The sequence below is a fragment of the Nocardia albiluteola genome (genome assembly GCF_018860155.1).
In the GTDB taxonomy this organism is placed as follows: Bacteria; Actinomycetota; Actinomycetes; order Mycobacteriales; family Mycobacteriaceae; genus Nocardia; species Nocardia albiluteola.
The window spans coordinates 936293-962311 of record NZ_JAHKNI010000001.1; the positions used below are offsets into that span (position 1 = coordinate 936293).

At 68.1% G+C, this 26019-nt stretch carries 23 protein-coding genes; 11 read left to right on the plus strand and 12 right to left on the minus strand.

The features are described 5' to 3' along the window. Nucleotides 1-9 precede the first annotated feature (9 nt). Nucleotides 10-1011: an XdhC family protein gene (locus KO481_RS04190; RefSeq protein ID WP_215915539.1), complete on the plus strand. Its 1002-nt coding sequence runs from the start codon at nucleotides 10-12 to the stop codon at nucleotides 1009-1011. Nucleotides 1012-1019: 8 nt separating this feature from the next. Here the strand turns inward: KO481_RS04190 and KO481_RS04195 are convergent, their stop codons facing one another. From KO481_RS04195 to KO481_RS04220, 6 genes are all read right to left on the minus strand, one after another. After that, nucleotides 1020-2117 (minus strand): ABC transporter substrate-binding protein, encoded by a 1098-nt coding sequence (locus tag KO481_RS04195; RefSeq protein WP_215915540.1) that lies wholly within the window; start codon nucleotides 2115-2117, stop codon nucleotides 1020-1022. Nucleotides 2118-2202: 85 nt separating this feature from the next. Further along, nucleotides 2203-3000 (minus strand): ABC transporter permease, encoded by a 798-nt coding sequence (locus KO481_RS04200; RefSeq protein WP_308166298.1) that lies wholly within the window; start codon nucleotides 2998-3000, stop codon nucleotides 2203-2205. Further along, nucleotides 2997-3746 (minus strand): ABC transporter permease, encoded by a 750-nt coding sequence (locus KO481_RS04205; protein WP_215915541.1) that lies wholly within the window; start codon nucleotides 3744-3746, stop codon nucleotides 2997-2999. The genes KO481_RS04200 and KO481_RS04205 overlap by 4 nt, the downstream gene beginning before the upstream one ends. Continuing rightward, nucleotides 3743-4573, minus strand: coding sequence for an ABC transporter ATP-binding protein (locus KO481_RS04210; RefSeq protein WP_215915542.1), 831 nt, complete (start codon nucleotides 4571-4573; stop codon nucleotides 3743-3745). Before KO481_RS04210 ends, KO481_RS04205 begins: the two co-directional genes overlap by 4 nt. Nucleotides 4574-4839: 266 nt before the next feature. Further along, on the minus strand, nucleotides 4840-5280 hold the full coding sequence (locus tag KO481_RS04215; protein WP_215915543.1) for an SRPBCC family protein: 441 nt from the start codon (nucleotides 5278-5280) through the stop codon (nucleotides 4840-4842). A 3-nt stretch (nucleotides 5281-5283) separates the two neighbouring features. Further along, entirely contained in the window at nucleotides 5284-5625 is a 342-nt protein-coding gene (locus KO481_RS04220) for an ArsR/SmtB family transcription factor (protein WP_215915544.1), read from the minus strand. A 24-nt stretch (nucleotides 5626-5649) separates the two neighbouring features. On the opposite strand from KO481_RS04220, the gene KO481_RS04225 reads away from it, so the two are divergent. Next, the gene (locus KO481_RS04225; protein ID WP_215915545.1) at nucleotides 5650-5814 is read left to right on the plus strand and encodes a hypothetical protein; all 165 of its coding nucleotides are present in this window, start codon (nucleotides 5650-5652) and stop codon (nucleotides 5812-5814) included. 83 nt (nucleotides 5815-5897) lie between these two features. On the opposite strand, the gene KO481_RS04230 is transcribed toward KO481_RS04225, so the two are convergent. Beyond that, nucleotides 5898-7028, minus strand: a complete 1131-nt coding sequence (locus KO481_RS04230; RefSeq protein ID WP_215915546.1) for a lipase family protein — start codon at nucleotides 7026-7028, stop codon at nucleotides 5898-5900. A gap of 547 nt (nucleotides 7029-7575) precedes the next feature. Here KO481_RS04230 and aceA point away from each other — a divergent pair. The 5 genes from aceA (at nucleotide 7576) to KO481_RS04255 (ending at nucleotide 14339) form a co-directional block, all read left to right on the plus strand. Beyond that, nucleotides 7576-8865, plus strand: coding sequence for an isocitrate lyase (gene aceA, locus KO481_RS04235; RefSeq protein WP_215915547.1), 1290 nt, complete (start codon nucleotides 7576-7578; stop codon nucleotides 8863-8865). 288 nt (nucleotides 8866-9153) lie between these two features. Further along, nucleotides 9154-10026: a 3-hydroxybutyryl-CoA dehydrogenase gene (locus tag KO481_RS04240; RefSeq protein ID WP_215915548.1), complete on the plus strand. Its 873-nt coding sequence runs from the start codon at nucleotides 9154-9156 to the stop codon at nucleotides 10024-10026. A 169-nt stretch (nucleotides 10027-10195) separates the two neighbouring features. Beyond that, nucleotides 10196-12502, plus strand: a complete 2307-nt coding sequence (gene metE / locus KO481_RS04245; RefSeq protein ID WP_215915549.1) for a 5-methyltetrahydropteroyltriglutamate--homocysteine S-methyltransferase — start codon at nucleotides 10196-10198, stop codon at nucleotides 12500-12502. 350 nt (nucleotides 12503-12852) lie between these two features. Next, on the plus strand, nucleotides 12853-13914 hold the full coding sequence (locus KO481_RS04250; RefSeq protein ID WP_308166353.1) for a molybdopterin-dependent oxidoreductase: 1062 nt from the start codon (nucleotides 12853-12855) through the stop codon (nucleotides 13912-13914). Then, entirely contained in the window at nucleotides 13911-14339 is a 429-nt protein-coding gene (locus tag KO481_RS04255) for a hypothetical protein (protein WP_215915551.1), read from the plus strand. The genes KO481_RS04250 and KO481_RS04255 overlap by 4 nt, the downstream gene beginning before the upstream one ends. Here KO481_RS04255 and KO481_RS04260 read toward each other — a convergent pair. Further along, entirely contained in the window at nucleotides 14296-14976 is a 681-nt protein-coding gene (locus tag KO481_RS04260; protein WP_215915552.1) for an RNA polymerase sigma factor, read from the minus strand. The genes KO481_RS04255 and KO481_RS04260 overlap by 44 nt on opposite strands. Nucleotides 14977-15200: 224 nt before the next feature. On the opposite strand from KO481_RS04260, the gene KO481_RS04265 reads away from it, so the two are divergent. From KO481_RS04265 to KO481_RS04275, 3 genes are all read left to right on the plus strand, one after another. Then, a complete protein-coding gene (locus tag KO481_RS04265) occupies nucleotides 15201-15827 on the plus strand; it encodes a hypothetical protein (protein WP_215915553.1) in 627 nt (208 codons plus the stop codon). Between the two features lie 103 nt (nucleotides 15828-15930). Continuing rightward, complete coding sequence (locus tag KO481_RS04270) at nucleotides 15931-16158, plus strand: antitoxin (RefSeq protein ID WP_215915554.1); 228 nt, start codon at nucleotides 15931-15933, stop codon at nucleotides 16156-16158. A gap of 137 nt (nucleotides 16159-16295) precedes the next feature. Next, on the plus strand, nucleotides 16296-17207 hold the full coding sequence (locus KO481_RS04275) for an esterase/lipase family protein (RefSeq protein ID WP_215915555.1): 912 nt from the start codon (nucleotides 16296-16298) through the stop codon (nucleotides 17205-17207). Here the strand turns inward: KO481_RS04275 and KO481_RS04280 are convergent. The 4 genes from KO481_RS04280 to KO481_RS04295 form a co-directional block, all read right to left on the minus strand. Next, a complete protein-coding gene (locus KO481_RS04280; protein ID WP_215915556.1) occupies nucleotides 17185-17970 on the minus strand; it encodes an ESX secretion-associated protein EspG in 786 nt (261 codons plus the stop codon). The two genes, KO481_RS04275 and KO481_RS04280, sit on opposite strands and share 23 nt — an antisense overlap. After that, nucleotides 17967-20111: a PPE domain-containing protein gene (locus KO481_RS04285; RefSeq protein ID WP_215915557.1), complete on the minus strand. Its 2145-nt coding sequence runs from the start codon at nucleotides 20109-20111 to the stop codon at nucleotides 17967-17969. Before KO481_RS04285 ends, KO481_RS04280 begins: the two co-directional genes overlap by 4 nt. A 401-nt stretch (nucleotides 20112-20512) precedes the next feature. Then, the gene (locus KO481_RS04290) at nucleotides 20513-21130 is read right to left on the minus strand and encodes a DUF8020 domain-containing protein (protein WP_215915558.1); all 618 of its coding nucleotides are present in this window, start codon (nucleotides 21128-21130) and stop codon (nucleotides 20513-20515) included. A gap of 595 nt (nucleotides 21131-21725) precedes the next feature. Further along, nucleotides 21726-22868 carry an epoxide hydrolase family protein gene (locus KO481_RS04295; RefSeq protein ID WP_215915559.1) on the minus strand — a complete coding sequence of 381 codons (1143 nt, stop codon included), beginning with the start codon at nucleotides 22866-22868 and terminating at the stop codon, nucleotides 21726-21728. A gap of 123 nt (nucleotides 22869-22991) precedes the next feature. Here KO481_RS04295 and KO481_RS04300 point away from each other — a divergent pair, with 123 nt between their 5' ends. Further along, nucleotides 22992-25979, plus strand: a complete 2988-nt coding sequence (locus KO481_RS04300) for an ATP-binding protein (RefSeq protein WP_215915560.1) — start codon at nucleotides 22992-22994, stop codon at nucleotides 25977-25979. Nucleotides 25980-26019 lie beyond the last annotated feature (40 nt).

The following is a 26019-nucleotide window of genomic DNA, read 5'->3' on the forward strand; positions in this document are numbered from 1 at the left end:
GAGGTTGTGATGCGCGACATCGTCGACGACCTATTGCGGGTCTGGCACAGCGGCCGAACCGGAGCCATGGCCACCCTGGTCCGAACATTCGGCCCCTCCCTGCTCCCGATCGGCTCGTGCATGCTGGTCGACCCCGACGGCCGCGTATTCGGCTCGGTGTCCGACGGGTGCTATCAGAGCGCGATCTACGACGCGGCCCTGTATTCCGCGCGCACCGGCCGCAAGGAATTGCAGCGTTTCGATCCCGCGAGCGGCATGGACAGCGCCGACTGCGGGACCATTGATGTTTTCGTGGAACCGTTCTCGCACAGCGACTTTCCCGAATTTCCAGCAGTCGCCCAGGATCTGGCGGGCGGACGTGCGGTCACGGTGTTCACGGTGGTGTGGCACTCCGACGCAACGGTGATCGGGCAACATCTGGTAACCGACCGCCGGCACAACACCGAATTGGTGGCGTTGCCCGAATCCGACGTTTTCTGCTGCTCGTATACCGTGCCGCCGCGCCTGATCATCTTCGGCGCCAACGCATTTGCCTCCGCACTGTGCGTCCAGGGCAAACTGCTGGGCTACCGGGTCACCGTCTGCGACGCGCGCCAGACCTTCGCCGCGGAACAATCCTTCCCGGGCGCCGAGGTGGTCGTCGACTGGCCGCATCGGTACCTGAACCAGCAGTACGCGGAGGGGGCCATCGACTACCGCACGGCGCTGGTCACGGTGACCCAGGATCCGAAGGTCGAACTCCCGCTGCTCGCCACGGCCCTGCAGCTGCCCGAATTCGGCTATCTCGGCGCGCTCGGCGCCGGGCCGGCGCACGCCCAGCGCCTGGATGCCATGCGCGAGAACGGTTTCGACTCCGAGACCCTCTCGAGGCTGTACACCCCGGCCGGGCTGGACCTGGGCGCGGGCACCCCGGCGGAGACCGCGATATCCGTCGCCGCCGAGATACTCGCGGTCCGCGCCAGCACGCCGTCCCATCACACCGGGCCCTTTCCGGCGTTCACGACCCCCTGACCGGATTCCTACTTCAGCTCCGGATGCTCGGCGAAGAGCTCGCGCAGGACCGACAGGTCGAACAGCTGGCTCGCCTTGATACTGATCTTGGCCTTGGCCAGGGCCTCGATATTGGAGGCGATCAGCTGATCGGTCATGGTGAACAGGCCGTTGGCCTTGGTGTCGGCGGATACCACGAGGCCGTTCTGCGCGGTGGCCTCGGCGGTCTGCTCCGACAGCTCCAGGCGCTGATCCTTGCCGTAGACGTCGACAGCCAGGTGGGCGCTGCCGGCCGGATCGGCGACCGCGTCCTTCCAGCCCTTGATCTCGGCGGTCAGGAACGCCTTCAGCTTGTCGCGTTCCTTATCGATCGTCTCCTGGCGGACGGTCAGCGTTTCCGCGGTCAGTGGTAGACCGTAGTCGGCGAACATGAAGTTCGTGTTCTGGAAACCCTTGGCCGCCAGGGTGATCGGCTCGTTGGTGACATAGCTGACCCACCCGTCCACCTCGCCGTTGGCCAGCGGGGTCGGATCGAATTGGGCCTGCACGATGTGAACATCGTTGGGCGTCATATTGTTCGCCGCCAGCAGCGCCTGGAAGATGAGCTGATTGGTGTCCTGCACACCGATCTTGCGGCCCTTCATGTCCTGCGGGGAGTGAATCGGCTTGGCCGCCGAACTGACGATGCAGAACGGATTCTTCTGGTACGTCGTGCCGACGATCTTGGCCGGAAGCCCGCCGAGCACCGCGGGCGCCGTGGTCTGCGGGGCCGAGGTGCCGATCCAGATCTTGCCGGTGTCCAGGCCCGCCTCCACCGACGTGCTGGCGGCGCCGCCGGCGATCAGGTTGACGTGCCCGAATCCGGCGTCGCGGTAGTACCCCTTGTTGTCGGCGTAGTACTCGCCGGAGAATTCGATGTTCTTCAGCCACGACAGCTGCATCGCGACGGTGCCGAATTTCGAGCCGTCGGCGGAGCTGCCGTTGGCATTCGCCGCGGACGTGCTCTTGCCGCAGGCCGAAAGCGCCGCGGCGCCGCCGAGCGCGGCACCGGTGAGGGCCGAGAAACGAAGGAACGAACGACGGTCCATGGACGAGAGCCGGGCCGCCGGGGGGATCACGCGTGTCATGCCGGAACGGTAGTTCGTTTGTATTGCCATTACCGGTCTTTCGGCGATTCGAATGTGTGCGGTGTGTAAACTCCCACGGCCGAACTCAGCTCGCGCCCGCCTCCGGCCCGAACCTGGCCAGTACCAGGTTCTCGATCACGCCCACGATCGCGTAGAGCAGCACCGACACGATCGTCACCAGCACGATGGAGGCCCACAGCTGGCTGTACTGGAAGGTGGGAATGGCCCGGATCAGGCTGGCGCCCAGTCCGGTGCCGCTGCCGAGCCATTCGCCCAGTAGCGCGCCGATCAGCGCTCCCGGCACCGAGATTCGCGCGGCGGCGAAGACCGCGGGCAACGCGGCGGGTACCGCTACCATCCGCAGCCGGGTCCAGCGCGAACCACCGTATGCGGCAACGAGTTCCATCGCCTGCACCGAGGCCGAGCGCAGCCCGGTGATGATCATGACCAGCGCTGGGAAGAACACCACGATCGCCGCCATCGCCGTCACCCCGAGGGTGCCGCGGCCGAAGACCAGCACGATGATCGGCGTCAGCGCGACCAGCGGCACCGAGCGCAGCAGCATCGCCACCGGCATGAACGCCTGCTCGACCGGGGGCAGTGTGACGAACAACGCCGCGACGACCAGGGCCGTGGCCATCCCGGCGCCGAATCCGGTGGCCGCGTCCCCCAGGGTGATTCGCAGGTCCGACAGGATCGCCGCCCGCGCGCTGTCCGCGGTCGGCCCGGTGACCAGGTATTGCCAGACATCCGCCGGTGTCTTGCCCACGCGCGGCCCCACCTGAGGGAAGGCGTACAGGAAGGCGTACCAGATCACCACCATCAGGACCAGCGAAATCAGCAGGGGAAAAAGGAATCTCGCAATTCTGCGGACGACGTTCACGAACGTGCCTCCCGGACGGTCCACGGGGCGGCCAGCCGCGCCGCCAGCGCCACCACCGCGTAGCCCAGGCCCGCGAGCGCGGCCGCGGCCAGCGCCATTCCCCAGGTCCGGGGCACGTTGAAGGAGGTCTGCGCCGCGGTCAGCGCGACCCCGATGCCGCTGTCCACCCCGCCCAGATATTCGCCGATGATCGCGCCCAGCACCGCCGAGGGGGCGGCGATCTTCAAGGCGGCCAGGGTATTCGGCAACGCCGCGATCAGCTGTACCCGCCACAGCTGCTGCCAGCGCCCGCCGCCGTAGGCGCGCACCAGATCCAGCGCCGTGCGGTCGGCCGAACGCAAACCCGACACGGTACCGACCATGGTGGTGAAGAAGCAGTACATCGCGGCCAGGAAGACGGTCGGCGTGCGGCCGCCGAAGACGACCAGGATGATCGGCCCGAGCGCCAGCAGCGGTGTGCAGTAACTCAGGATCGCCAGCTGCGTGGCCAGCTGCTCGATCGGCGGAATCAGCACGACGAGCACCGCGAGCGCGATCGCGAGCGCATCGCCCCAGAGAAATCCCCGCAGCGCACCGTACGCGGTGACGCGGAAGTTCGGCCCGTACAGCGCCCAGCCGTCGGAATACATGGTGTGCAACACATTCCATGGGCTCGGGATGGTGCCGCCGCCCATCCGCAGGTCCGCCAGCAGCCACCAGATCGCGATCAGCGCGACGATGCCGATCGCGCCGCCCAGGCGTCTCATTGCACACCCCCGGGAGCATCCAGGGCCGCCTCGGCCTCGGCCTCGATGCCGCCGCGGCCGAACAGCAGCTCGGACAGATAGTCGTGCAGCCGATGGAATTCCGGGCTGCGCATCATGTCCGGGGTGCGCGGTCGCGGCAGGTCGATCGGCACCATCTCCACCACCCGGCCCGGTCGCGGGCTCATCACCGCCACCACGTCGGACAGGAACACCGCCTCGGCGATTCCGTGCGTGACCATCAGTGTGGTTGCGGGTTTCTCGGTCCAGATGCGTAGCAGCTCGAGGTTCAGGCGTTGGCGCGTCATATCGTCCAGCGCGCCGAACGGTTCGTCCAGCAGCAATACCGACGGCTTCACCACCAGTGCCCGCGCGATCGAAACACGTTGCCGCATACCGCCACTGAGCTGTGCGGGCTTGGCCTTCTCGAACCCCTCGAGCCCCACGAGCGCGATCAGATCCGCGATCGCCGCCGCATCCACCGCCAACCCAGCGACCTGCAGCGGCAGCTTGATGTTGGATTCCACACTGCGCCACGGCAACAGCGCCGAATCCTGGAAGGCGATACCGAACTGGTGGCCGCGCCGCAGCTCCGCGGGCGGCGCACCGTTGATGCTCGCGATACCCGAGGTCGGCGTTTCCAGCCCGGCCAGGATCCGCAGTACGGTCGATTTGCCGCATCCGGACGGCCCGAGCAGCGACAGAAACGCCCCCTGCTCGGTATGCAGATCGACCGAATCCAGCGCCGCCACCGCGCGGCGCCCCACTCGAAACGTCTTGCTCAGCCCGCTGATGTGTATCCCGGTGCCCGCGCCCTCGGTAACGCTCATGCCTGCACCTCGCTGGCGCTCGGCTCCGGCATGCGCGAGGCGCGCTGTGTCGATGATTCGCTGCGCTGCGCTCCGCTCATGCCTCCACCTCGCTGGCGCGCCGTATTGATGATTCGCTCCGCTGCGCTCCGCTCATGACGACACACTAAGAGCAACCGGTTGCGCGGATATTGCGAATCGGCACACCAGATTTCGCAGGTGTTACGAGCGTGTGCCGGGCGCGGAGCCGGGGAAGCGAACCCCGTGGTCGTCCGGGCGCGGAGGGGTCAGCCGAGTTCCTTTGCCAGTGCGGCGAGCTGGTCGCTGGTGCCGTGCTCGCGCCAGGACGGCTGCTCGTGGCCGTCCAGGTAGGCGCCGTGTTCGGTCAGGGTCAGGCGGGTACCCGAGGGCGTGGCCGCGAACTCCACCGAGGTGAGGGATATCGTCGTGACCGTCTCGCCCATCCGCATCGCCGACGTATAGACGATGCGGTTGTCGGGAACGATTTCCTGATAGGCGGTTTCGAACTCGATCGTGGCGCCGTTGGCATTGCCTCGCGCAATTTCGCGACCGCCGACGCGGAAGTCGAGTTCGTGATCGGAATTTCCGCCGGCGAACCAGCGGACCTTGACGGCGGGATCGGCCCAGGCGGCGAAGACGGCCGCGGGCGTTGCGTCGTAGTCACGCTCGAGAGTGAACGTGGCATGGGTAACGGAATGTTCTGACATGACCTACTCCTGAACGGGTTTCGGGTTTTCGGCGAGCGCCGTGCCGAGCGCGTCGAGCCGGCGCTCCCAGTTCGACCGGCGTGCTTCGATCCACTCCTCGACCGGCCCGAGCGCGTCGGGCACCAGCTGGCAGGTCCGCACCCGCCCGACCTTCTCCGACCGCACCAGTCCGGCATCCTGCAACACCTGCAGGTGCTGCACGACCGCCGCCAGCGACATGGCCAACGGCTCGGCCAGCACGCTGACCGCCGCCGGCCCCGCGCTGAGCCGCTCGAGCATTACCCGCCGAGTCGGATCGGCCAGCGCCCGAAAGATCAGATCCAGCCGCTCAGAATGGTTAAGCACAGACTTAAGTGTAGGCCGCTGCCGGTGACAGTCAAGCCAGTACTTAACTTTTTGGACGATATCGACCGGCGCCGAGCTGCCAAGTCGGGCGCACCCTACGAGATCGAGCCGTTCGGCGAGGGAATAGGCGAAGGGCGAATCGGCTGCCTGTCAGCCGATCCGCGGCGCAGTTGCGAGCGGATCGGCTGAGATCCGAGTTCGTTCTGTGTGACGGATTGCCGTGGGCCGATCAACCCACTGCGGACGACGCCGAAGGGTCTGATCGCAGCAGGTCAACCAAATAGGCTGCGTACGAACGGGATCGAGTCGGGCTGGGAGGCCAGTACCGTGCCGCTGTGGTCGGTCGGATAGATCTTGAAGGTCACGGGCTGGTGGTTGGCCTGCAGGACCGCGGCGAAGCGGAGGGTTTCGGGCATGATGACGTCGGTGTCGGTAAGGCCCTGGCCCATGAAAAGTGGGCGGTCGTAACCGGATTCGGGCAGACCCAGGTAGCGCGTGAGGACGCCGTGGAAGTCCGGGATGTCGGCCAGCGGGCGGGCGAAGAGGTTGCCGCCCACCACCTTTGCCGCGGTCAGGGCATCGGCGAGCGGTTCCAGGCATTCGGTGGCCGCGCGGTCGAGCCAGTATCGGCCCGAATCGGTCAGGTAGGAGCCGATGTTCAGTTCGGGGTAGGTCGTGCGGAGGCCGTTGAGGATGTAGAGCGTGTACGCGGTGGTTTCGCCGCCCACCGCCACCGGCGGGACGCCCGGGCCGAGCGGGGTGATGACGTCCTCGATGTAAGCGGGGGTTCCGGTGGCGACCGCGCCGCGGTAGTCCAGGTCCGGGCCGAACCGGGTCGCGTAGCGGGCGGTGTTCACCGCGGCGCCGGCGCCCTGCGACTGGCCGACGACCACCCATTTGCGGGACAGCGTCGAGTAGTGGCCGGTCGCGGCGCGCACCGCGTCGACGACGTTGTGCGCCTCGACGCGGCCGTTCAGATACGGATGCCCGCCCGGCGTGCCGAGCCCGGCGTAGTCCGCCGCGACGATCGCGTATCCCTGCCGCAGCCAGGTGCCCAGATAGGACCAGTCGCGCTCGACCGCGGCCGGGCCGCCGATGCTGTACGCGCAGTCGTGGCCGAGTCCGACCGTGCCGTGCGCCCAGGCGATGACGGGCCAGCCGCCCGCGGGCGCCGCGCCGGGCGGGAAGTAGATCGCCGCGCTGGCGACGGTCGGGCGGTCGTGCACGGTGGTGGTGTCGTAGAGGAATCGCTGCGCGTGCGCCGAGCCCGGCAGCGTCGCGACGGCCGGGAGCGGCTCGGCCGAGGCGAACGATCCGGTGGGCGCGGCATGCGCGGCCGGCAGCTGTAGCAGGCCGGTGAGCAGCGCGGTGGCCACCGCGGTCACTGTCGGCAGGATTCGCATCGTGCTCCTCGGTGTGGGGATCGTCGGCTCGCGGGTGTGATGCGGCCGTTCGCTGACGCGACCGGCCCGACCAGCGACTCACGCCGGGTCGGACTCAGGTTATGACCGTGATGGGCTGTTGTCGCGGCGCACCGGACCACGTGTCTCGACCGGAGCGCGGCGTCGGTGCCGGGCGAGCGCCGGTGGGCATGCGTTCCCGGCAGTGACCCGCGCCACGAAACCCCCCGCTCGGACGCTGTGAAGGTCGTCACAGACGGGAATGCGGACGCCCCCGTTCGTCCGGTGGTATGGATCACGCAAACAGTACGAGCGTTACGCAAAACCGCATGTCAGACCTACTCGCCGGTAGGCTACTGGCCTGCAATCCGCTCGCAAATTTTGCAGACTTAGCAAATGGGGAGGCAAAGCTAGCCGAGATTTGCAGTAGCAACAGGTAGACGGCACTTTTCGGGTGTGCAATCGTGGTGAAGTACACCCGATGGGCCTAGCAAGCCTGCAAATTGCCGCTCTAGCATGGGGGGCACCGAAACAGGAAGTGGAGTCAGAAATGTCGACCACCGGCACCCCGAAGACCGCTGCGGAAATCCAGCAGGATTGGGACACCAACCCCCGCTGGAAGGGCGTCACCCGTAACTACACCGCCGAGCAGGTGTCGAAGCTCCAGGGCACCGTCGTGGAGGAGGCCACCCTGGCCCGCCGCGGCTCGGAGATCCTGTGGGATCTGGTCAACAACGAGGACTACATCAACTCGCTCGGCGCCCTGACCGGCAACCAGGCCGTGCAGCAGGTGCGCGCCGGCCTCAAGGCCATCTACCTGTCCGGTTGGCAGGTCGCCGGTGACGCGAACCTGTCGGGTCACACCTACCCGGACCAGTCGCTGTACCCCGCCAACTCGGTGCCGACCGTGGTTCGCCGCATCAACAACGCGCTGCTGCGCGCCGACGAGATCGCCAAGGTCGAGGGCGACACCTCGGTCCAGAACTGGCTGGCCCCGATCGTCGCCGACGCCGAGGCCGGTTTCGGTGGCGCGCTGAACGCCTACGAGCTGCAGAAGGCCATGATCGCGGCCGGTGCCGCCGGTGTGCACTGGGAGGACCAGCTGGCCTCGGAGAAGAAGTGCGGCCACCTCGGTGGCAAGGTGCTGATCCCCACCCAGCAGCACATCCGCACCCTGACCTCCGCGCGTCTGGCCGCCGACGTCGCCGACGTTCCGTCGGTGATCATCGCCCGCACCGACGCCGAGGCCGCCACCCTCATCACCTCCGATGTGGACGAGCGTGACCGCGAGTTCCTGGATGGCACCCGCACCGCCGAGGGCTTCTTCGGTACCCGCAACGGCATCGACCCCTGCATCGCGCGTGCCAAGGCCTACGCCCCCTACGCCGACCTGATCTGGATGGAGACCGGCGTGCCGGACCTCGAGGTCGCGCGCAAGTTCGCCGAGTCGGTCCGCGGCGAGTTCCCGGACCAGCTGCTGGCCTACAACTGCTCGCCGTCCTTCAACTGGAAGGCGCACCTGGACGACGCGACCATCGCGAAGTTCCAGCGCGAGCTGGGCGCCATGGGCTTCAAGTTCCAGTTCATCACTCTGGCCGGCTTCCACTCGCTGAACTACGGCATGTTCGACCTGGCCTACGGCTACGCTCGCGAGGGCATGACCGCCTTCGTCGACCTGCAGGAGCGCGAGTTCGCCGCGGCCGCCGAGCGTGGCTTCACCGCCGTCAAGCACCAGCGTGAGGTCGGCGCGGGCTACTTCGACACCATCGCCACCACCGTGGACCCGAATACCTCCACCGCCGCGCTCAAGGGCTCGACCGAAGAGGGTCAGTTCCACTGAGATAGGCCTGCGGTGTCTGTCGCCAGACACCGCGAGTCCGGTGCCCCGCCGTTCGTTCTCCCGTCGCATCACAGCTAGGGGAACGGACGGCGGGGCGGCCGACACCGTGACCGCTGCACCCGAAAGGGCTGCGGCACTAGGGGTTACGGCAGCGACCGGCCCTCCCTGCGGAACAGCCCCCGGCAGGGAGGGCCACTGTCGTACTTCCCGTATACCGTGATTGATCGAAGCGCCGGAACCCGGCGGCTTCACCCCAAACCATCGCCACACAACCAGCAGGAGCGGGACGTGAGCAGCGAAAAGATTCAGCGCGTCGGCATCATCGGCGCCGGACAGATGGGCGCCGGAATCGCGGAGGTGTGCGCCCGCGCGCACGTCGACGTGCTCGTGTTCGAACAGACCCGGGAGCTGGCCGCCGCCGGCCGCGCCCGCATCCTGCGGTCGCTCGACCGCGGCGTGAGCAGCGGCAAGATCACCGAGCGCGAGCGCGAGCAGACCGCCTGGCGGCTGCGCTTCACCTCCGATCTCGGCGACTTCGCGGACCGGCAGCTGGTCGTGGAGGCCGTGCTGGAGAGCGAGGAGGTCAAGACCTCCATCTTCGCCGAGCTCGACAAGGTCGTCACCGATCCCGACGCGGTGCTGGCCTCGAACACCTCCTCCATTCCGATCATGAAGATCGCCGTGGCCACCACCCAGCCCGAGCGCGTGGTCGGCATGCACTTCTTCAACCCGGTGCCGGTGCTGCCGCTGGTCGAGCTGGTGACCACGCTCAAGACCGGCGAGGCGGTCGCGAAGCGCGCGGAGAACTTCGCCGCGGAGGTCCTGGGCAAGCAGGTCGTGCGCTCGGCCGACCGCTCCGGATTCGTCGTGAACGCACTCCTGGTGCCGTACCTGCTCTCGGCCATCCGTATGGTCGAATCCGGTTTCGCCACAAAGGAAGACGTCGACAAGGCGATGGTGCTGGGCTGCGCCCACCCGATGGGCCCGCTGGCGCTGACCGACCTCGTCGGCCTCGACACGGTCAAGTCCATCGCGGACTCCATGTACGCGGAGTTCAAGGAGCCGCTGTACTCCGCGCCGCCGCTGCTGATGCGCATGGTCGAGGCGGGCCTGCTCGGCAAGAAGACCGGCGCGGGCTTCTACCAGTACAACCGCTCCTGATCGACGCCGTCGCAGCCCGGATGACCCGCGCCGCCCGGTTCGGCGGCGTCGGCACCGGATCCACCTCTATCGATGATCATGTCGCCGCGCTGTGCGGCGGCATCCAGCTCTACCGGCCGTAAGCTGCAAACAGGTCGCGGGGACCGCAGCTGCGAGAGGAGTCCAGCTCATGGTCAATGTCACCGACGGCTTCGGATCCAGCATTCTCGGCTATCCGAGGATCGGGCCGCACCGGGAACTCAAGCGGGCCCTCGAGTCCTACTGGCACGGCACCCTCGCGCGTGAGGAGCTGCTGGCGGTCGGCCGGGACATCCAGGAGACCCAGTTCGACGAGCTGGCCGCGGCCGGGCTCACCCAGGTTCCGGGCAACACCTTCTCCTTCTACGACCACGTGCTGGACAACGCGCTGCTGTTCGGCGCGGTGCCCAAGCGGTTCGAGCCCTTCCGGGAGGGCCTGCACCCCTTGGACTTCTACTTCCTGATGGCGCGCGGCCGCCCGGATCTGCCGCCGCTCGAGCTGGTGCGCCTCTTCGGCACCAACTACCACTACCGGCAGCCCGAGCTCGATGCCGGCACCGAATTCTCCCTGCATCCCGAGGCGCTGCTGGACGAGTGGGATCGGGCCAAGGAGCGCGGCATCGAGCTGCGCCCGGTCGTGCTGGGCCCGCTGTCGCTGCTGCTGCTGTCCAAGGCCGGTCAGGTGCCGGGCGAGCCCGAGTTCGACCAGCTGAGCCTGCTGGACAAGCTGCTGCCGGTCTACGAGGAACTGTTCGAGATCCTCGCCAAGCGCGGATCGACCTGTGTGCAGCTGGACGAGCCGTGTTTCACCGGCGATCGCACCCCCGCCGAGCTGGCTGCCCTCCTGAGCACCTATCAGCGGCTGTCCACCGCGCCGCTGCGCCCGCGCATCCTGGTCACCGGCCAGTACGGCGATTTCGGCGAGGCGACGGCGATCCTGGCGCAGACCCAGGTGGAGGCGATCGGCCTGGATCTGGCCAGCCATCGGGTGCGGCCCGAGGAGCTGGCGAAGATTCCCGGGATCAAGCGCAAGCGGTTGTACGCGGGTGTGATCGGCGGCACCAATGTGTGGCGCGCGGATCGCCGCGTCACCCTGGACTACCTGAACGAGCTGTCCAAGGTCTGCCCGGACATGGTCGTCTCGACCGGTACCACCCTGCTGCACGTGCCCTACGACCTGCTGGTCGAATACGACCTCGAGGGCCCGGTGGCCGATCGGCTGGCGTTCGCGAAACAGAAAGTGCTCGAGGTCGTTTCGCTGGCAAAGGCCCTCACCGATGGCCCGTCGGAGAAGTGGCAGGGCCGCCCGCGCGAGGTGCACTTCAAGCAGAAACACGCTGTGCGACAGCGGGTTTACGCGCTCACCCCGAAGATGCGCGAGCGCGAGCCGTACGAGGTGCGCCGGGAGGCCCAGCGCGAGAAGCTGAATCTGCCGCCGGTGCCCGCGACCACGCTGGGCTCGTTCCCGCAGACCGACGGAATCCGCCAGGCCCGTTACGATCTCGGTCAGGGCAAGCTGTCCTACGACGATTACCGCAAGCGGATCGAGGCCGAGATCGAATCGACGATCCGGCTGCAGGAGGACATCGGCCTGGACGTGCTGGTGCACGGCGAGCACGAGCGCAACGACATGATCCAGTACTTCGCCGAGCTGCTCGACGGCTTCGCCACCACGCATTTCGGCTGGGTGCAGGTGTACGGCTCGCGCTGCGTGCGGCCGCCGGTGCTGTACGGCGACGTCTCGCGCGCCGCGCCGATGACGGTGGACTGGACCACCTACGCGCAGTCGCTGACCGACAGGCCGGTCAAGGGCATCGTCACCGGCCCGGTCACGATGGTGGCGCGCTCGTTCGTGCGACAGGACCAGCCGCTCTACGAGACCGCCGACCAAGTGGCGCTTGCGATTCGGGACGAGCTGGCCGATCTGGAGAAGGCCGGGGTGTCGATCATCCAGGTCGACGAGCCGTCCATCCGGGAGCTGCTGCCGCTGCGGGAGGGCACCCAGAGCCGCGAATACCTGCGCTGGGCGGTGAATGCGTTCCGGCTGGCCACCTCCGGGGTGCGGCCGGAGACTCAGATCCACACGCACATCGCCTATTCCGGCCGCGCGGAGATCGTGCGCGCGATCGAGGAGCTCGACGCGGACGTCACCGCCATCGTCGCGACCCGCTCGATCGAGTGGGTGCTCAAGGCCCTGGCCGAGGATGCGGAGGTGGGCCACGGCCTGTCCCACGGCGTCGGCCCTGGCGTGTACGAGAGTCGCTCGGCCCGCATCCCCGACATCGACGAGCTGGACGAACTGCTGACCGCCGCCGCGCAGGCGCTCACCCCGGAGCGGCTGTGGGCCAACCCGGACGGCGGGCTCAAGACGAGGCACTACTGGCAGCTCGAGCCCGCGCTGCGGAACATGGTCGCGGCGGCGAGGCGAGTGCGGCGGCGCGCGCAGCAGAGCGACTAGCGGCAGGCGTCGTTCCGGCGTGCGGTACGCCGGAAGCCGCGGCTGCCGAGCGTGGATCTCGACCGAGAGCGTGCCGGGATAACGAAATATGGGGCTGCTGTAGCCGGGGCGCCGGGATGACGGAGTGGGAGATGCCGAGGGTGACGGCTGGGCGCGTGTAACGCTGGGTGGCCTGGCGGGCACTGTGCTGTGTGAAGCGCACACTTCGGGTCCCCTTGCCGACCCGTGCACAGGCGACGGCGGTCAAGGAGCGGGTCGCCGAGGTCGAGCAGCGGGTCGCGGAGGTCGAGCGGGCCGTCGCCGAACGCACCAGCCCGGCGCGAGGACCCGAGGTCGCGAGCCGGGTCGGCATCGCGCTCGGCATCGCCATCACGATCTGCTTCGTGACCGGTCTGATCAGCCACTGGATCCAGCATCCGCCGGGCTGGTTCTACTGGCCCGCGAATCCGCCCTGGCTGTATCGGCTCACCCAGGGGCTGCACGTCGTGTCGGGCGTGATGGCGATTCCGCTGCTGCTGGTCAAGCTGTGGTCGGTGTTTCCGAAGTTGGTCGAGCGGCCCGTGATCGGCTCGCCGCTGCGGCTGCTGGAGCGCGGCTCGATCGCGGTGCTGGTCGGATCGATCATCTTCCAGCTGGTCACCGGGTTGTTCAATACCGCGCAGTTCTACCCGTGGAAGTTCTTCTTCACCACCACCCACTATGCGATGGCCTATGTCGCGCTCGGGGCGCTGGCGGTACATCTCGCGGTCAAGCTGCCGATCGTGCGGGAGGCGCTGAGTCGTCCGATTGATGATGCGAAATCCAAGGAGAAGCAGGGGATTTCGAGGCGCGCGATGCTGTCCGTTGCGGGTGTCTCGGCCGCGGCGGCGGGGTTTGTCTTCGCTGGGCAGAGCGTGCCGTGGCTGAAGAACCTGTCGGTGCTGGCCCCGCGCAGCGGCAACGGGCCGCAGGGACTGCCGGTGAATCGGACCGCCGCGGCGGCCGGGGTGCACGATCGGGCCATGGATCCGGGCTACCGGCTGACGGTCTCGGCGGGCGGTCGCACCCGCGCCTTCAGTCGGGCCGAGCTGCTGGCCCTGCCGCAGACCACGGCGATCCTGCCGATCGCGTGCGTCGAGGGCTGGAGCGTGTCGGCGACCTGGACCGGGGTGCGGCTGCGCGATCTGGTCGCCGCCGTGCATCCGGGAGCCGGCGGGGACGTCCGTTTCACCTCGCTCGAGGGCGGTGGGCTGTACCGGGTCACGGTGTTGCCGCAGCGGCACGCCGTCGACGCGCAGACCCTGGTCGCGCTCGCGCTCAACGGCAGCACGCTGGACCTGGATCACGGCTATCCCTGCCGGTTGATCACGCCGACCCGGCCCGGGGTGCTGCAAACCAAGTGGCTGTCCGAAATCGAGGTGCTGTCAGCATGATTGCGACAATTCGAGTACTGCTCGGCCTGGCCGGGGTGTGGCTGGCCTACTACGGTATTTCGCTGTTCCTGCCGTTCCCGCCCGCGGACCTGTGGTCGGTGGTGATCTGGTTCGCCGGGGGAATCGTGTTGCACGACTTCGTGTTCGCGCCGTTGTGTGTGGCCGTCGGGCTGGGCGCGCGGCGCCTGCTGCCCCGGTCCTGGTGGGCGCCGCTGGCCTACGGCTCAGCCCTGACGGTCGTGCTGGGCGCGCTGGCGGTGCCGGTACTGGTGCCGCACAACACCTTCGGCAATTCCACGGTTGTGGACCGCAATTATCCTCTCGGACTGGGGATTGCGCTGGCGATCGTATGGATTGCGGTGGCGTTGTCGATAATTCGGATCACGCGACGTCGCAGGATGGTCGCGCCGGCGCCGCATGGATAGTGTCGTCCTCGAAGTAGTCGGACAGGCGCCCGCGCACCACGGCGCGGGCGCGGTGCAGCAGCACCCGCTGATTGCCCGGCGTGATGTCGAGCAGCGCGCAGACCTCGTCGGAGGTGTAGCCCTGCATATCGCGCAGCGCCAGCACCGTGCGGGTGCGTTCGGGCAACGTCGTCATCGCCTGCTCGACCACCCGCAGGATCTCCGCGTGCTCGGCGGCATCCTCCGGCTCGGACCAGCGGTGCGGCGCCACACCGGGGTGCTCGGGCGCGCGGCCGCCGACCAGGCGCAGCAGGTTCGGATCGAGAGCGTCACCCTGGTCCCGGGTGAGCAGGCTGCCGAGCGGGATGGTGCGGCTCTCGGCGATCCCGCGCTTCTTCGCCGTGTTCACCAGGATGCGAAAGACCCAAGTGCGCAACGACGAACGGCCCTCGAACGCGGAGATCCCGCGAAACACCGCCAGCCAGCACTCCTGGACGACCTCCTCGGCCGATGCCCCGGTGGACACGAACGAGCGGGCCAACCGCAGCATCGAGGGCGACCAGCTGTCCAGGACCATCGCGAACGCCGCCTCGTCGCCGAGTCGCAGGCGCTCGACGAGCGGATCCTGCGGCGGGCTCGGAACATCGGTGCGGTCCATGGATCCTCCTTGGCCGGGTGGGACTTTCCGGCGGGGCGGGGTGATGAGTTCGACGCTAATAGCGTTCGCGCCGCTTGACCCCGGCCCGGACGCAGTGGTCATACTTTGTTCTCATATGCGGTTCTCTGTCGCGGCGGCGTGTAACGGCCGTGCCCGGAGACGGAACTGAACCTCTCGATTCCCCTACGGCGCACCACGTCGCCCGACCGATGAACAGGATCGCGATGGACCCGAAGGACTACTCCAGCACCCTGCGCAGCCTGCACGGCGTTGCCGAACTCCTGCTGGCCGGACCGCAATTCCGGCGCAGCGGCACGATCCGGCTTGCGGCGGCCGCGGGTGGGTTCGCGACCGTGCAGCCGCCCCAGCTGGCGGTCGACGGGGAGTGGCTGCTCGCGGACGGGCGGCGGGTCGGCGAGTTGTCCGGGGCCACGTGTGCGGCGCTGGGGGTGGCCGCGGGCGTGGATGCGGGGGCGCCCGAGGGCCTGTACCAGGGCGGTTCGGGGGTCACGGCGCAGGAGACGCTGCGGGTCGATCCGGAGTCCGCGCGGCTGATCGCCCGCGCGTTCGAGCTGGGGGATCGGGCGCTGCGCCAGTTCGAGCCCGGCCAGACCCCGGTGCTCTGGCCCGAGCATCTCGACATGGGGATATCCGTCGACGAGGTCAACTACGGCGTGTCGCCGGGCGACGCCGCCATCGCCGAGCCGTACGCCTATGTCGGGCCGTGGACGCCGCGCGAGGGGGAGTTCTGGAATAAGTCGTTCGGGGCGGCCCGCACCCTCGCCGAGCTGAAGGATGCCGAGGGGATGCGGAAATTCTTCACCGAGGGCCGTCGGCTCGCCGGAGAGTGAGTCGGCCGGTCGGATTACGATTCCATGGCAAAGGTAGCCAAATGATTGCCCGATCGGGTTAGCTGGTCGAGAACCGCAATTCCGGCGCCAGTAGGAGGTCGTCATGGGAATGTTCGACAGGTTGAAGGATCTGGCGGAGAAGGCCATGGGTACGGCCGGGTCGCAGGCCGACAAGGTGGATCCGCTGATCGATAAGGCCGGGCAGACGATCGACGAGAAGACCGGTGGCAAATTCTCCGGTCAGGTCGGCGCGGCATCGGACGCGGCGAAGAAGGCGATGCGCGAACAGGGCGGTGGCCAGGAGCAGGCTGGGCATCAGTCCGGTGAATAGGACATTTCCGGCGGTGGGGCGATGCGCGGTATCGCCCCACTGGCGTTTCGCGGGCCGGTTGCATGGTCAACCGTCGCTCCGCACATAGTATTTCGCAAACGTCTCGTTACTTCTCTTCGGGTGAGGAGGGATGGTTGATGCGTTCGCTGGCTGTGGTTCTTGCCGCCGTGGGGTTGTGCACGATGTTCGGATTCGGCGGGGCCGCCGCGCAGCCGGCCGCATCGACGCCGGACGGTAGCTCACCTCCGCCCGGGGCGGACGACTGGCACTGTGCGCCCACGTCCGCGCATCCCGATCCGGTGGTACTCGTGCACGGCACATGGGGGAATCAGAACAACTGGGACGCCCTCTCGCCGAAGCTGAAAAGCCAAGGCTACTGCGTCTTTTCGCTCAATTACGGCCGGGACGTCAGCAGTACCATGGGCGCCGAGCCCGGCGTCTACGGCACCGGCGACATCCGCGATTCTGCGCGGGAACTCGCAACGTTCATCCAGAGGGTCTGTGCCGCAACGAATTCCGAGCATGTCGATGTGGTCGCCCATTCACAGGGCGGGGTCGTCGCGCGCCAGTACATGCGATTCGGCGGCGGCGTCGATCGTGCCGATCCGCGACGCAATGTGGTGCGCAAGCTGGTGACGATCGGGGCTACCAATCACGGAACGACCTTCAAGGATCTGGGATTCCTGGCGAGCACCGGCAGCTCGTCCGGGCCGATCGCGGGCGCCGTCGCGCAGGTGCTCGGCGTCGCCGCGGCGCAGCAGGTCATCGGCAGCCGGTTTCTGGCGCACCTGAACGCGGACGGCGACACCGATCCGGGAGTCGACTACACCGTTATCGCCAGCCGCGTCGACGACGTGACCACCCCGCCCGAGTCGACCTTTCTGAGCCCGGGGCCGCAGGCCGTGGTCGACAACATCTGGGTCCAGGCGGTATGCGCGACCGACACCGTCGATCATTCCGACCTGCCGCAGTCGCCCACGGTGATCCGGATCGTGGAGCGGGCGTTGAACCCGGGCTTCTCGGCGGTCAATCGTTGCGCTCATCCTTGATCGCCCGGACGACCTCGGCGATCTCGGTGTTGATCAGGTTGATCATGCGGGCGCTGTCGGTGCCGTGGGCCATGTCCGGTGGGTCGCCGGTGATGGTGTAGCGGCCGTCGTCGAGCAGATCGCGCCAGCCCAGCCGTCGCCGGGTGATCCCGCGCGGGCCGAAACGCGAACTGCCCTGGCTGATGTCGATTTGCCCGATGCGTTGTGCGGGCGCGGTGAGCAGGTAGTTGGCCAGGTGATCGGTGGAATCGCCGTCGTCCTCGACGAAGTCGTACATCGCGAAGGCGTCGGGGTCGGCCTCGGACTCCGAATTATCCTGGTCCAGACGGATATTCGAGTATCGACCGGCGGGCTGGTCCGGCAGCTCCCGCACGACGGCCGCGGCGAGTGCGATCGCGTCGCACTGGGTGACGACGAATCCCGAACTGTGCCAAATGGTTTTGCCCGGGAGCTGGCGCACGACGTAACCCTGGTCGCCGCGCCGGGCGGCGTAGATGCGGATGCTGCCCTCGGGCAGAAAGGGATCGGCGCTGTCGTGCGCGTGCACGGCAATGTGGATATCCGGATGCGCCAGCGCCTGGAGCACGTGGTCGACATACTCGTCGCGCGCGGCGGCCAGGCGCTCGCGAATCTCGAACTTGGCCTGGTCGAACAGGATTCGGTCGCGCAGATCGGTGGCGAAGCTCAGGGGCAGCGGGAGGGTGTCGTGCCCGGTCTCCTCCCACATCACCACGAACTCCAGATCGGTGAGGCTCCGGGTCATCCGTCCTCGTCCTTCCGCCGCCTGCCCTTGACCGGCACATCCATCACCGATCGGGTCGCCCGGAACTGGTCGCCGAACGCCTCGTCGAGGTTCGCGGTGGAGTTCAGATTCTCCGCCGTCTTGTGCTCCTTGGACTGCCCGCCGCCCCCGGCCGTACCGCCACTGCCCATTCCGCCCATGCCCCCCATGGGCATGCCGCCCGGGGCCGCATCCAGCCCCGACTCGATGGGCCCGGCTGTGCCGACCGGGTCGTCCGCGGTGAACGCGGCGGCCGTGGCCCGCGGGAACAGGTTCGAGGGCGCCTGATACGCCGGGGCGTCGAAGGCGGGGCCCGCCCCGCCGGTCCCGAATCCACCGCCACCACCGGAACCGCCACCCCCGGCGCCCAGCAGCTTCGACAGGTCGGACATGCTGCCGGGATTGCCCGCGACATCGGCCCGCTGGGTCGCATCGAGGGCCGCCTTCGGGTCAGCCTGACCGAACAACTGCTGCAGCAGCTGTGGCGCGAAGCTCGCGGCCTGCTGCACAAACGAGGTCGCCAGTGCCTCCAGCTCGCCGATGAAGGAGCCGAACCCCGTGCCGGATCCGCTGACGCCGCCGAAGCCGAAACTGCCCGAACCCGCGGCGCCGAAACCGCTGCCGGAGTAATAGATCGAGCCCGAGCCCAGCGCGCCGCTGGTGCTGCCCGCCCTGATGCTGATGGCGGAAGTGCCGCTGGCACTTCCGAACATGTAGGCGCCACCCGAGCCGAGGACGGGCAGGGTGCCCGAGGCGTCCGCGCCGTAAGAGGCGGCGATGCCCGAGCCCTTGTGGGTCTTTTCGGATTCATCGGAGCCGGAACCGGAGCCGTACTTGGACTTGTATTCCGAACCCTGTGAGCCCTGTGAGCCGCCCCGGCCGCCGGCGGCGCCGTAGTAGGACGAGTCGGTTCCGGACGGGTTGTTCGTGTTCGAGGGACTGTTCGTGGTGGTGTCCGACTGGTGATACTGCGAACCGCCGCCACTACCGCCCGCACCATAGGAGGAACCCGGGCCGCCGTCGCTGTTGCCGCCGCCGCCCTTGCCCGTACTGATCAAATTCTTGGTGTTCCAGTTCGGAGCCGAGCCCGACGCGTTCGTACCCGAGCCCGAACCGGATGGCCCGCCGTCGCCGCCGTTCCCGCCGCCCGTGTGGTCGTTGGGCTTGTGCGTCTTCGCCATCGGGTTCTTCGCCGGGGTCAGGGCCGGGGGGAGCCCCTCGGATGACCAGGTCACGCCCGGGTCGTAGGTGTTGGTGATGATGTTGATGCCGGCATTGCGCGCGGCGGTCGCGGTGTTGTCGTTCTTGCCGTCCCAGGCGGCCATGGCCGCCGCCATCGCGGAGATCGCCTGATCGATCTGCTGGACGGCGAATTCCAGGGCATTGCCCACCTGGCCGATCTCGGTGGCCAATTGCTGCAGCGACTGGGCGTAGGCCTGACAGGCCGCCAGGGCCGCGTCCTTACCGGTTCCGGCCCATTCCGAGCTGGCATTCTGCAGCCCGGTCATGAAATCGTTTGCGGCCGTGCCGAGCCCGTTGCCCAGCCAGTTCCAGGTCTGCCCCTGTTCGAAGGCGGGCACGTTCTGATCGTGCTGCGAGAAGGTCTTCATGTCGGGCAGGCTCAGGGAGGAGCCCGGCTCGGCCGATACCGGATCGTGGTTGTTCGGCACGCCGTTCTGGCCGGGCACGAACTTGACCGGCGGGCCCAGATGGGAGGGGGCCTTCGTGGCGTTCGGGTTGTATTTCGGCGGTGGGCCGGTGGTACCCGACTGGGCGTTCTTCTGGATCGCCTGGAACTCGCGCGCGGCCGCCTCGGTGGCGCCCTGATAGATCTTCTCCGCCTCGATGAATGCCGGGCCCAGGGCCTCGAGAATCGATACGTGATTGTCCAGCAGCTGGGACACCGCGTCGGCCTGCTTCGAGAACCGGTCCGCCAGTAGGGTTCCCGAGTTCAGAGAGCTGAGCGGCTTGACGTTGGTCAGATTCGCGGACTGCATGGCCTGCTGCCCGGCCTGGATCGTGGCCAGCAGTTCGGCCACCACGGAAGCCAGCGAGTTGCCGATGCCGCTCGGAATGGAGACCGCCCCGTTGGAAAGTGTTGGAACAGGATTCGAACCACCCATAGCCCTTTACTTCCACGAGACCGAGCAAGCCAACCAAAAAACCGTACTCCGGATAATCGCCCTCGTGGCGGAAAACGTTCCACCTGGAGGACGATCCGTGCCGATGCCTGGATCGTTGCCGCGGCCGGTTGCCTGGAGGCGACCGCTGACTGAACCGCAAGCGGCCGGTTGGTATTCCGGGATCCGCGTCTACACTTCGACAGTCTCGCACGGTGATTCGGATTGTGCAGTGTCCGTGCCCCAATTTCTGGGGTGGCAACCGCCCGCGCGTGGGTGTGTGAGGGCTCCGCAGCGGGCGCGCGCCCGGCGGAACCGCTCCGCCGGTGCCCGCACACCGCTACAAACACGAGCGGGCGCGGCCATCACGCTGGCCGCGCCCGCCCGGGCCTGTCTGCGCTGGATTACGGTCGACCGGTTGCGGCGGCCTGGACCGAGTTGAGGAACTCCTGACCGCCCATGGCGGTTCCACCGGCGATGGCGCCGAGCAGAGCGCCAACGGGTCCGGTGATGATACTGAAGATGCCGAAGCCGAGGAGGCCACCGAGGAATCCGCCGAGGCCGGCGCCGATGACCACACCGACAATATTCTTGTTGATTTCGGCGAACAGGGTGTTTATTGCGTTGATGTCCTTGGCCTGCGCGATCTCCTGCGGCGAGACCGTCGGTGTCAGGGTCAGGCTACGACCGTCCGCGCTGATCTGCTGAGCGACCGTGAACACGTGCCCGGCCAGCTCCGGCCGCAGCGACACGTGATCGAGCTGCTGGCCGCTGTTGGATTCCAGCGCCACGGACGAACCGTTCGGTGCGAGGGCGAAATGGCCATCGGAAACCGTGGTGGTGATCGCCCGGGTAACCGGGGAAACCACGGTGTGGTACTGGATTCCGTTTTCGACGCCGCTGGTCGCATCGTTGTGCGCCGCGGCCGGCTGCGGGGCCGGGGCCGCGTTGGCGGTTCCGGCGGTAATTCCCACGGCGGCAATGGCCATGAAAACGGTGGCGGTGATCTTTCCGAACTTCATGCTGGTGAATTTCCCTCCCTGACCACCGATACGCCTGGGACTCCCCGCATTTCGGCTCCCCCCGTGCGATCGTTCGTCAGCTCATGTGAATCGAACGGATTCATTCCTAGTGGACGGCCCGACCGGACGCAAATGGTGTGACCAGGCTCACATGAAATTCAATTCCATTGCGTAGTAGTTGATTGCGAAGTATCCCGCGCGATCGGTAGCTGAGTTGTTGCGCGCTGCTATCGGACGACATTTTCACCGGCCGGTTCCTGCGTTCGTCGCAGTGTGGGCGGTGCGTTGCGATGGATTCTCCTGGTGAAATCCGTTTATCTCAAAGATATTTGGGGTAAATGTGCGGTTGCTGCTGGTGGGAAGGCTGCTGTCGCTGTCGTCCGGCGGTCTTTCCCGGGGATTTTATCGGATTTCAGGCGCTGGTTGCGTGCCGGTCCGGACAGAAGTTATCGCCGGTAATGGATGCTGACCAGCTGTGTCCCAAGGAGATTGCCGGACGACGCCGCAGTGCGGACTGCCGCCTCGGCCCGATGCCGCATTACCGATGCGCGGCGGCCGGGCCCCTCGAAATCCATCCGAGGGGCCGTGCGCGTCGTTACAGCGCGCCGAAGAACGCTCGGATATCGCCGACGAGCAGATCAGGGACCTCCATTGCGGGGAAGTGCCCGCCGGCGGCGAACTCGGACCAGTGCACGATGTTGTGCGTCTTCTCCGCGAAGCGGCGGATCGCGAAATCGGCGGTGGTGAACACCGCGACGCCGGTCGCCACCGTGCCGCGCGGCTGGGGCGCGAACATTGTGGCGTCGTGGAAGCGTTCGTAGTAGAAGTTGGCGACGCTGCGCGCGGTATCGGTGAACCAGTAGATGCTGACGGTGGCCAGCATCCGATCCCGATCGATAGCCTTGTCGGGCAGGTCGTGGCCGCGATCGGTCCATTCCTTGAATTTCTCTACGATCCATCCCAATTGACCGGCGGGCGAATCGGCGAGCAACTGCGCCAGCGTATTCGGGCGCGAACCGGCCAGCTGCATATAGGCCGACCCGTCGTCCTGGAACTGCTTCATCTCGCCCAGGCGCCGGCGCTCGGTCTCGGTCAGCGCCGCCATGTCGGCCGGATCGCCGGTGGGGAAGGTCACCAGCGCGTTCGCGTGCACACCCAGCACGTGCTCGCCGGCGATCCGGCCCAGCTTCGGGCCGAGGAACGCGCCGTGATCGCCGCCGTGCACGCCGTACCGCGCATAGCCCAGGCGGTCCATGAGCTCGGCCAGCGCCGCGGCCATCCGGCCGTCGTTCCAGCCGGACTCGGTGATCGGACCGGAGAATCCGTGTCCGGGGAGGGAGGGGATGACCAGGTGGAACGCGGGCAATTCGGGATCGGGAGCGGTCAGGGGGCCGATCATGTCGAGGAAGTCGGCCACGGTGCCGGGCCAGCCGTGCAGCAGGAGCAGGGGCGTGGCGCCGGGCCGGGCGGAGCGGATATGCAGGAAGTGCACGTTCTGGCCGTCGATGACGGTGGTGAACTGCGGGTACTCGTTGATCCTGGATTCGATTGCGCGCCAATCGAATGTCTCGGACCAGTACCCGGCCAGTTCGCGCAGGTAGCTCGTGGGCACGCCGCGCTCCCAGCCGGCGCCGGGCAGCTCGTCGATCCAGCGGGTGCGGGCCAGCCGCTCGTGCAGATCGTCCAGGTCGGCCTGCGGGATGCTGATGCGGAAGGGGGTGATGTCGTTGTCGCTCATGAGAAAGACATTTCCGGTAAAGAGGGGGCCGGCGAATCACGAGATCTCGTTATTTCCGGCGTTCCCGCAGGTGGTTCCGGTAAAGGCGCGGCATCCGGCAGTATCTACGGGGTGAGGTTTCCCGTGAGTGACGTGCTCGTCGGCCGGGCCGGCGAGCTGACGACCCTGCTGGAGGCGGTGACCGACGAGCGCACCAGCACCGTGCTGATCGGCGGTGACGCCGGGATCGGCAAGTCGAGGCTGGTCGGGGAGTTCACCAGCCGGTTGGGCGGCACCGTGCTGGTGCTGGCCGGACGGTGTCCCGAATTCGGCAGCGACTCGGTGCCGTTCGCGCCGTTCCTGGGCGTGGTGCGAGATCTGGTGCGCGGCATCGGGATCGACGAGCTCGTTGCGCTGCTGCCCCCGGGGCCCGCGCTGGCGCACTGGCATCCGGCGCTGGCCGCCCGCGCCGGCACGCCCGCGGCTGAATCCGATCGGGTCCGGCTGTTCGGCGAGATCCTCACCGTACTGGAACTCACCGCCCTGGTCCGGCCCGTCGTCGTGGTGCTGGAGGATCTGCACTGGGCCGACCGCGCGAGCCTGGACCTGCTGTCGTTCCTGATCACCAATCTGGCCGAGGCCGGGGTGCTGCTGGTGGGAACGCATCGCCCCGCGGAGTCCGGGCGGTTGCGCGAGCTCCTGGCCGAGCTCGGCCGCAATCCCGCTGTGCGGCAGCTTCTTCCGCAGCCCCTGACCCGATACGAGGTCGGCCGGCAGCTCGCCGCGCTGCTGGGCGCGGAAGCCGATACAGAGCTGATCTCGCGGGTCTTCGAACGCAGCCAGGGCAACCCGCTGTTCGTCGAGGCGCTGAGCGGGTCGCGGGGCCGCATTCCGGACGGGCTGACCGAGTTGCTGCTGGGGTTCACCTCCGGGCTGCGGCCCGCTTCGCTGGCCGCGCTGCGGGGGGCCGCCGTGATCGGATCTCCTGTTCATCATGAATTGCTGTCCACGGCAGTCGAATTGGATTCGACGGAGCTGGACGATGCGGTGCGGGAACTGATTGCGCGCCGTCTGCTCGAAACCGCGGGCAGCGCATACGAGTTCCGGCATGTGCTGATCCGGCAGGCCGTCTACGAGGATGTGCTGCCGGCGGAACGGGCCCGGCTGCATGCCGTGCTGGCCGCGGCGCTGCGGGCGCGCCCGGAGCTGCTGCCCGCCGACCGCCGCGACAGCGAGCTGGCGCTGCACGCCCTGTGCGCGGGCGATCTGCCGTGCGCGCTGGCTGCCTCGTGGCGGGCCGCGACGGCGGCCACGAGTGCGGATGTGCGCATGCGCGAGCTCGAACGGGTGCTCGAGCTGTGGGACCGGGTGCCGGCCGAGGCGCTGCCCGATACGACGAAATCGACCGTGCTGGAACAGCTCGTGCGCGCGTGTGCCGACTCCGGCGCGATCGAACGGGGTATCGCGGTCGCCGATACCGCACTGGCACAGGCCGATTCGATCGATCCGCTGCATTCCGCGCGCATGCACTATCGGCGGGCCTGTCTGCGCGGTTCGACCGGGGCCGGGCCGGGGGCGGACCTGAATCACGCGCTGCGCCTGCTGCCGTCCGATCCGCCGGGCCTCGAGCGCGGCGAGGTGCTCGCCGAGCTCGCGCTGAACCGGGTCTTCGACGGTGATCCGGTGGGGGCAGCGGCGGCGGCCCGGGAATCGCTGGCGGTGGCGCAGCGATTCGGCTCCCTGGCGCTCGCTGCGCGCGCCCACGCCTACCTCGGACTTGCCGAGGCCGACGACGCGAGCGCCGCGATGGAGTCCTTCGCCCGGGCGCGGGCGGCCGCCCGGGAGGCCGGGGATCCGCGGATGCTGCTCGATGTCGCGGTGTGGGAGTCCTCGGCGCTGGTGGCTGCCGGCGGGTACGAGACCGCGGTGGAGGTCGTCCAGCAGGGTCTGCGCACGGCTCACGAGACATTTCGATTCGCCGAATCCGCGCCGATCCTGCTGGTCAAATATGCGCAAGCACTGCACGCGCTGGGGCGCTGGCCCGACGTGCTGGTGCTGGCGCAGGAGGCGCGCTTCGCCGCGATGCCGCCGCTGAGCCGGGCCGCGCTGCAGTTGTGTCACGCGAAAATCGCTCTGGCCCAGGGTGATTCCGCCGAGGCGGGTAAACTCACCGCCGAATCCGCCGGCCTGCTCGGCGAGGGCGAGTGGGCCCGCCCCTACCGCCTGCAACTGCGCGAACTGGAATGCCTCCTGGCTCTCGAACACTCCGAATCATCCACCGCAACGGCCATTCTCGCCGACCTGTTCGCCACGAACGCCCCCGCCCTGCGCGCGCACCCACACGACGCCTGGCCGTTACTGGCCCTGGCCGCCCGCCTCCCCGATCACCCGCCGGGCCTCGATGAATTGACCAGCACGCTCACGCATGCCTCTCCGGTCGACGCCGCTTACCGAGCAACCCTCCGTGCGCGCCTCGGCGTGGTCGACGCCCCTGCCGAAGATGCGGCGCGCGATCAGTGCGAGCCAGCGCGCGACCGGGGTGAGGGTGGGCGTGGCCCGGGCGAGGCCGCGGGTACCCCGGGGAGGGTCGTGCCCGACCACGTGGATACCGAGCGCGCCGGGGATGGGTCGGTGCATCCCGTCGACGAGGCGTTGGGAGTGTGGGGCGGGGCGGTGCGTGCCTGGCGTGCGCTGGGGCGGCCGTACGAGTTGGCGCAGTCGCTGGTGGAGGCGGCGAGTGTTGTTCTGGTGCAGGGGGATCGGGGTGTGGCGAGTTCGGCGCTGCGAGAGGCGCGGGCGATTTCCGGGCGGCTCGGTGCCGAACCGCTGACCGCCGCGATCGATCAGGTCGCCGCGCGGGCCCGGCTGGTTCTCTCCGAGAGCGTTGCCGCCGAACGTGATTGGAGCGAGCCTCCCGCCCGGACCTTCGGCCTGACCCGTCGTGAGCTCGATGTGCTGGGCTTGATCGCCCGCGGCCTGAGCAACCGGGGTATCGGCGCCGAACTGTTCATCAGCGCCAATACCGCGGGTGTGCACGTCTCCCGCATCCTCACCAAGCTCGGTGTGGCATCCCGCACCGAGGCCGCCGCCTTCGCGCACGAGCACGGCCTGCTCACCTCGGGAAACCCGTGATGTGCAGGCCGTTCCGGTCGCCTCGGGCACGGCATCGGCG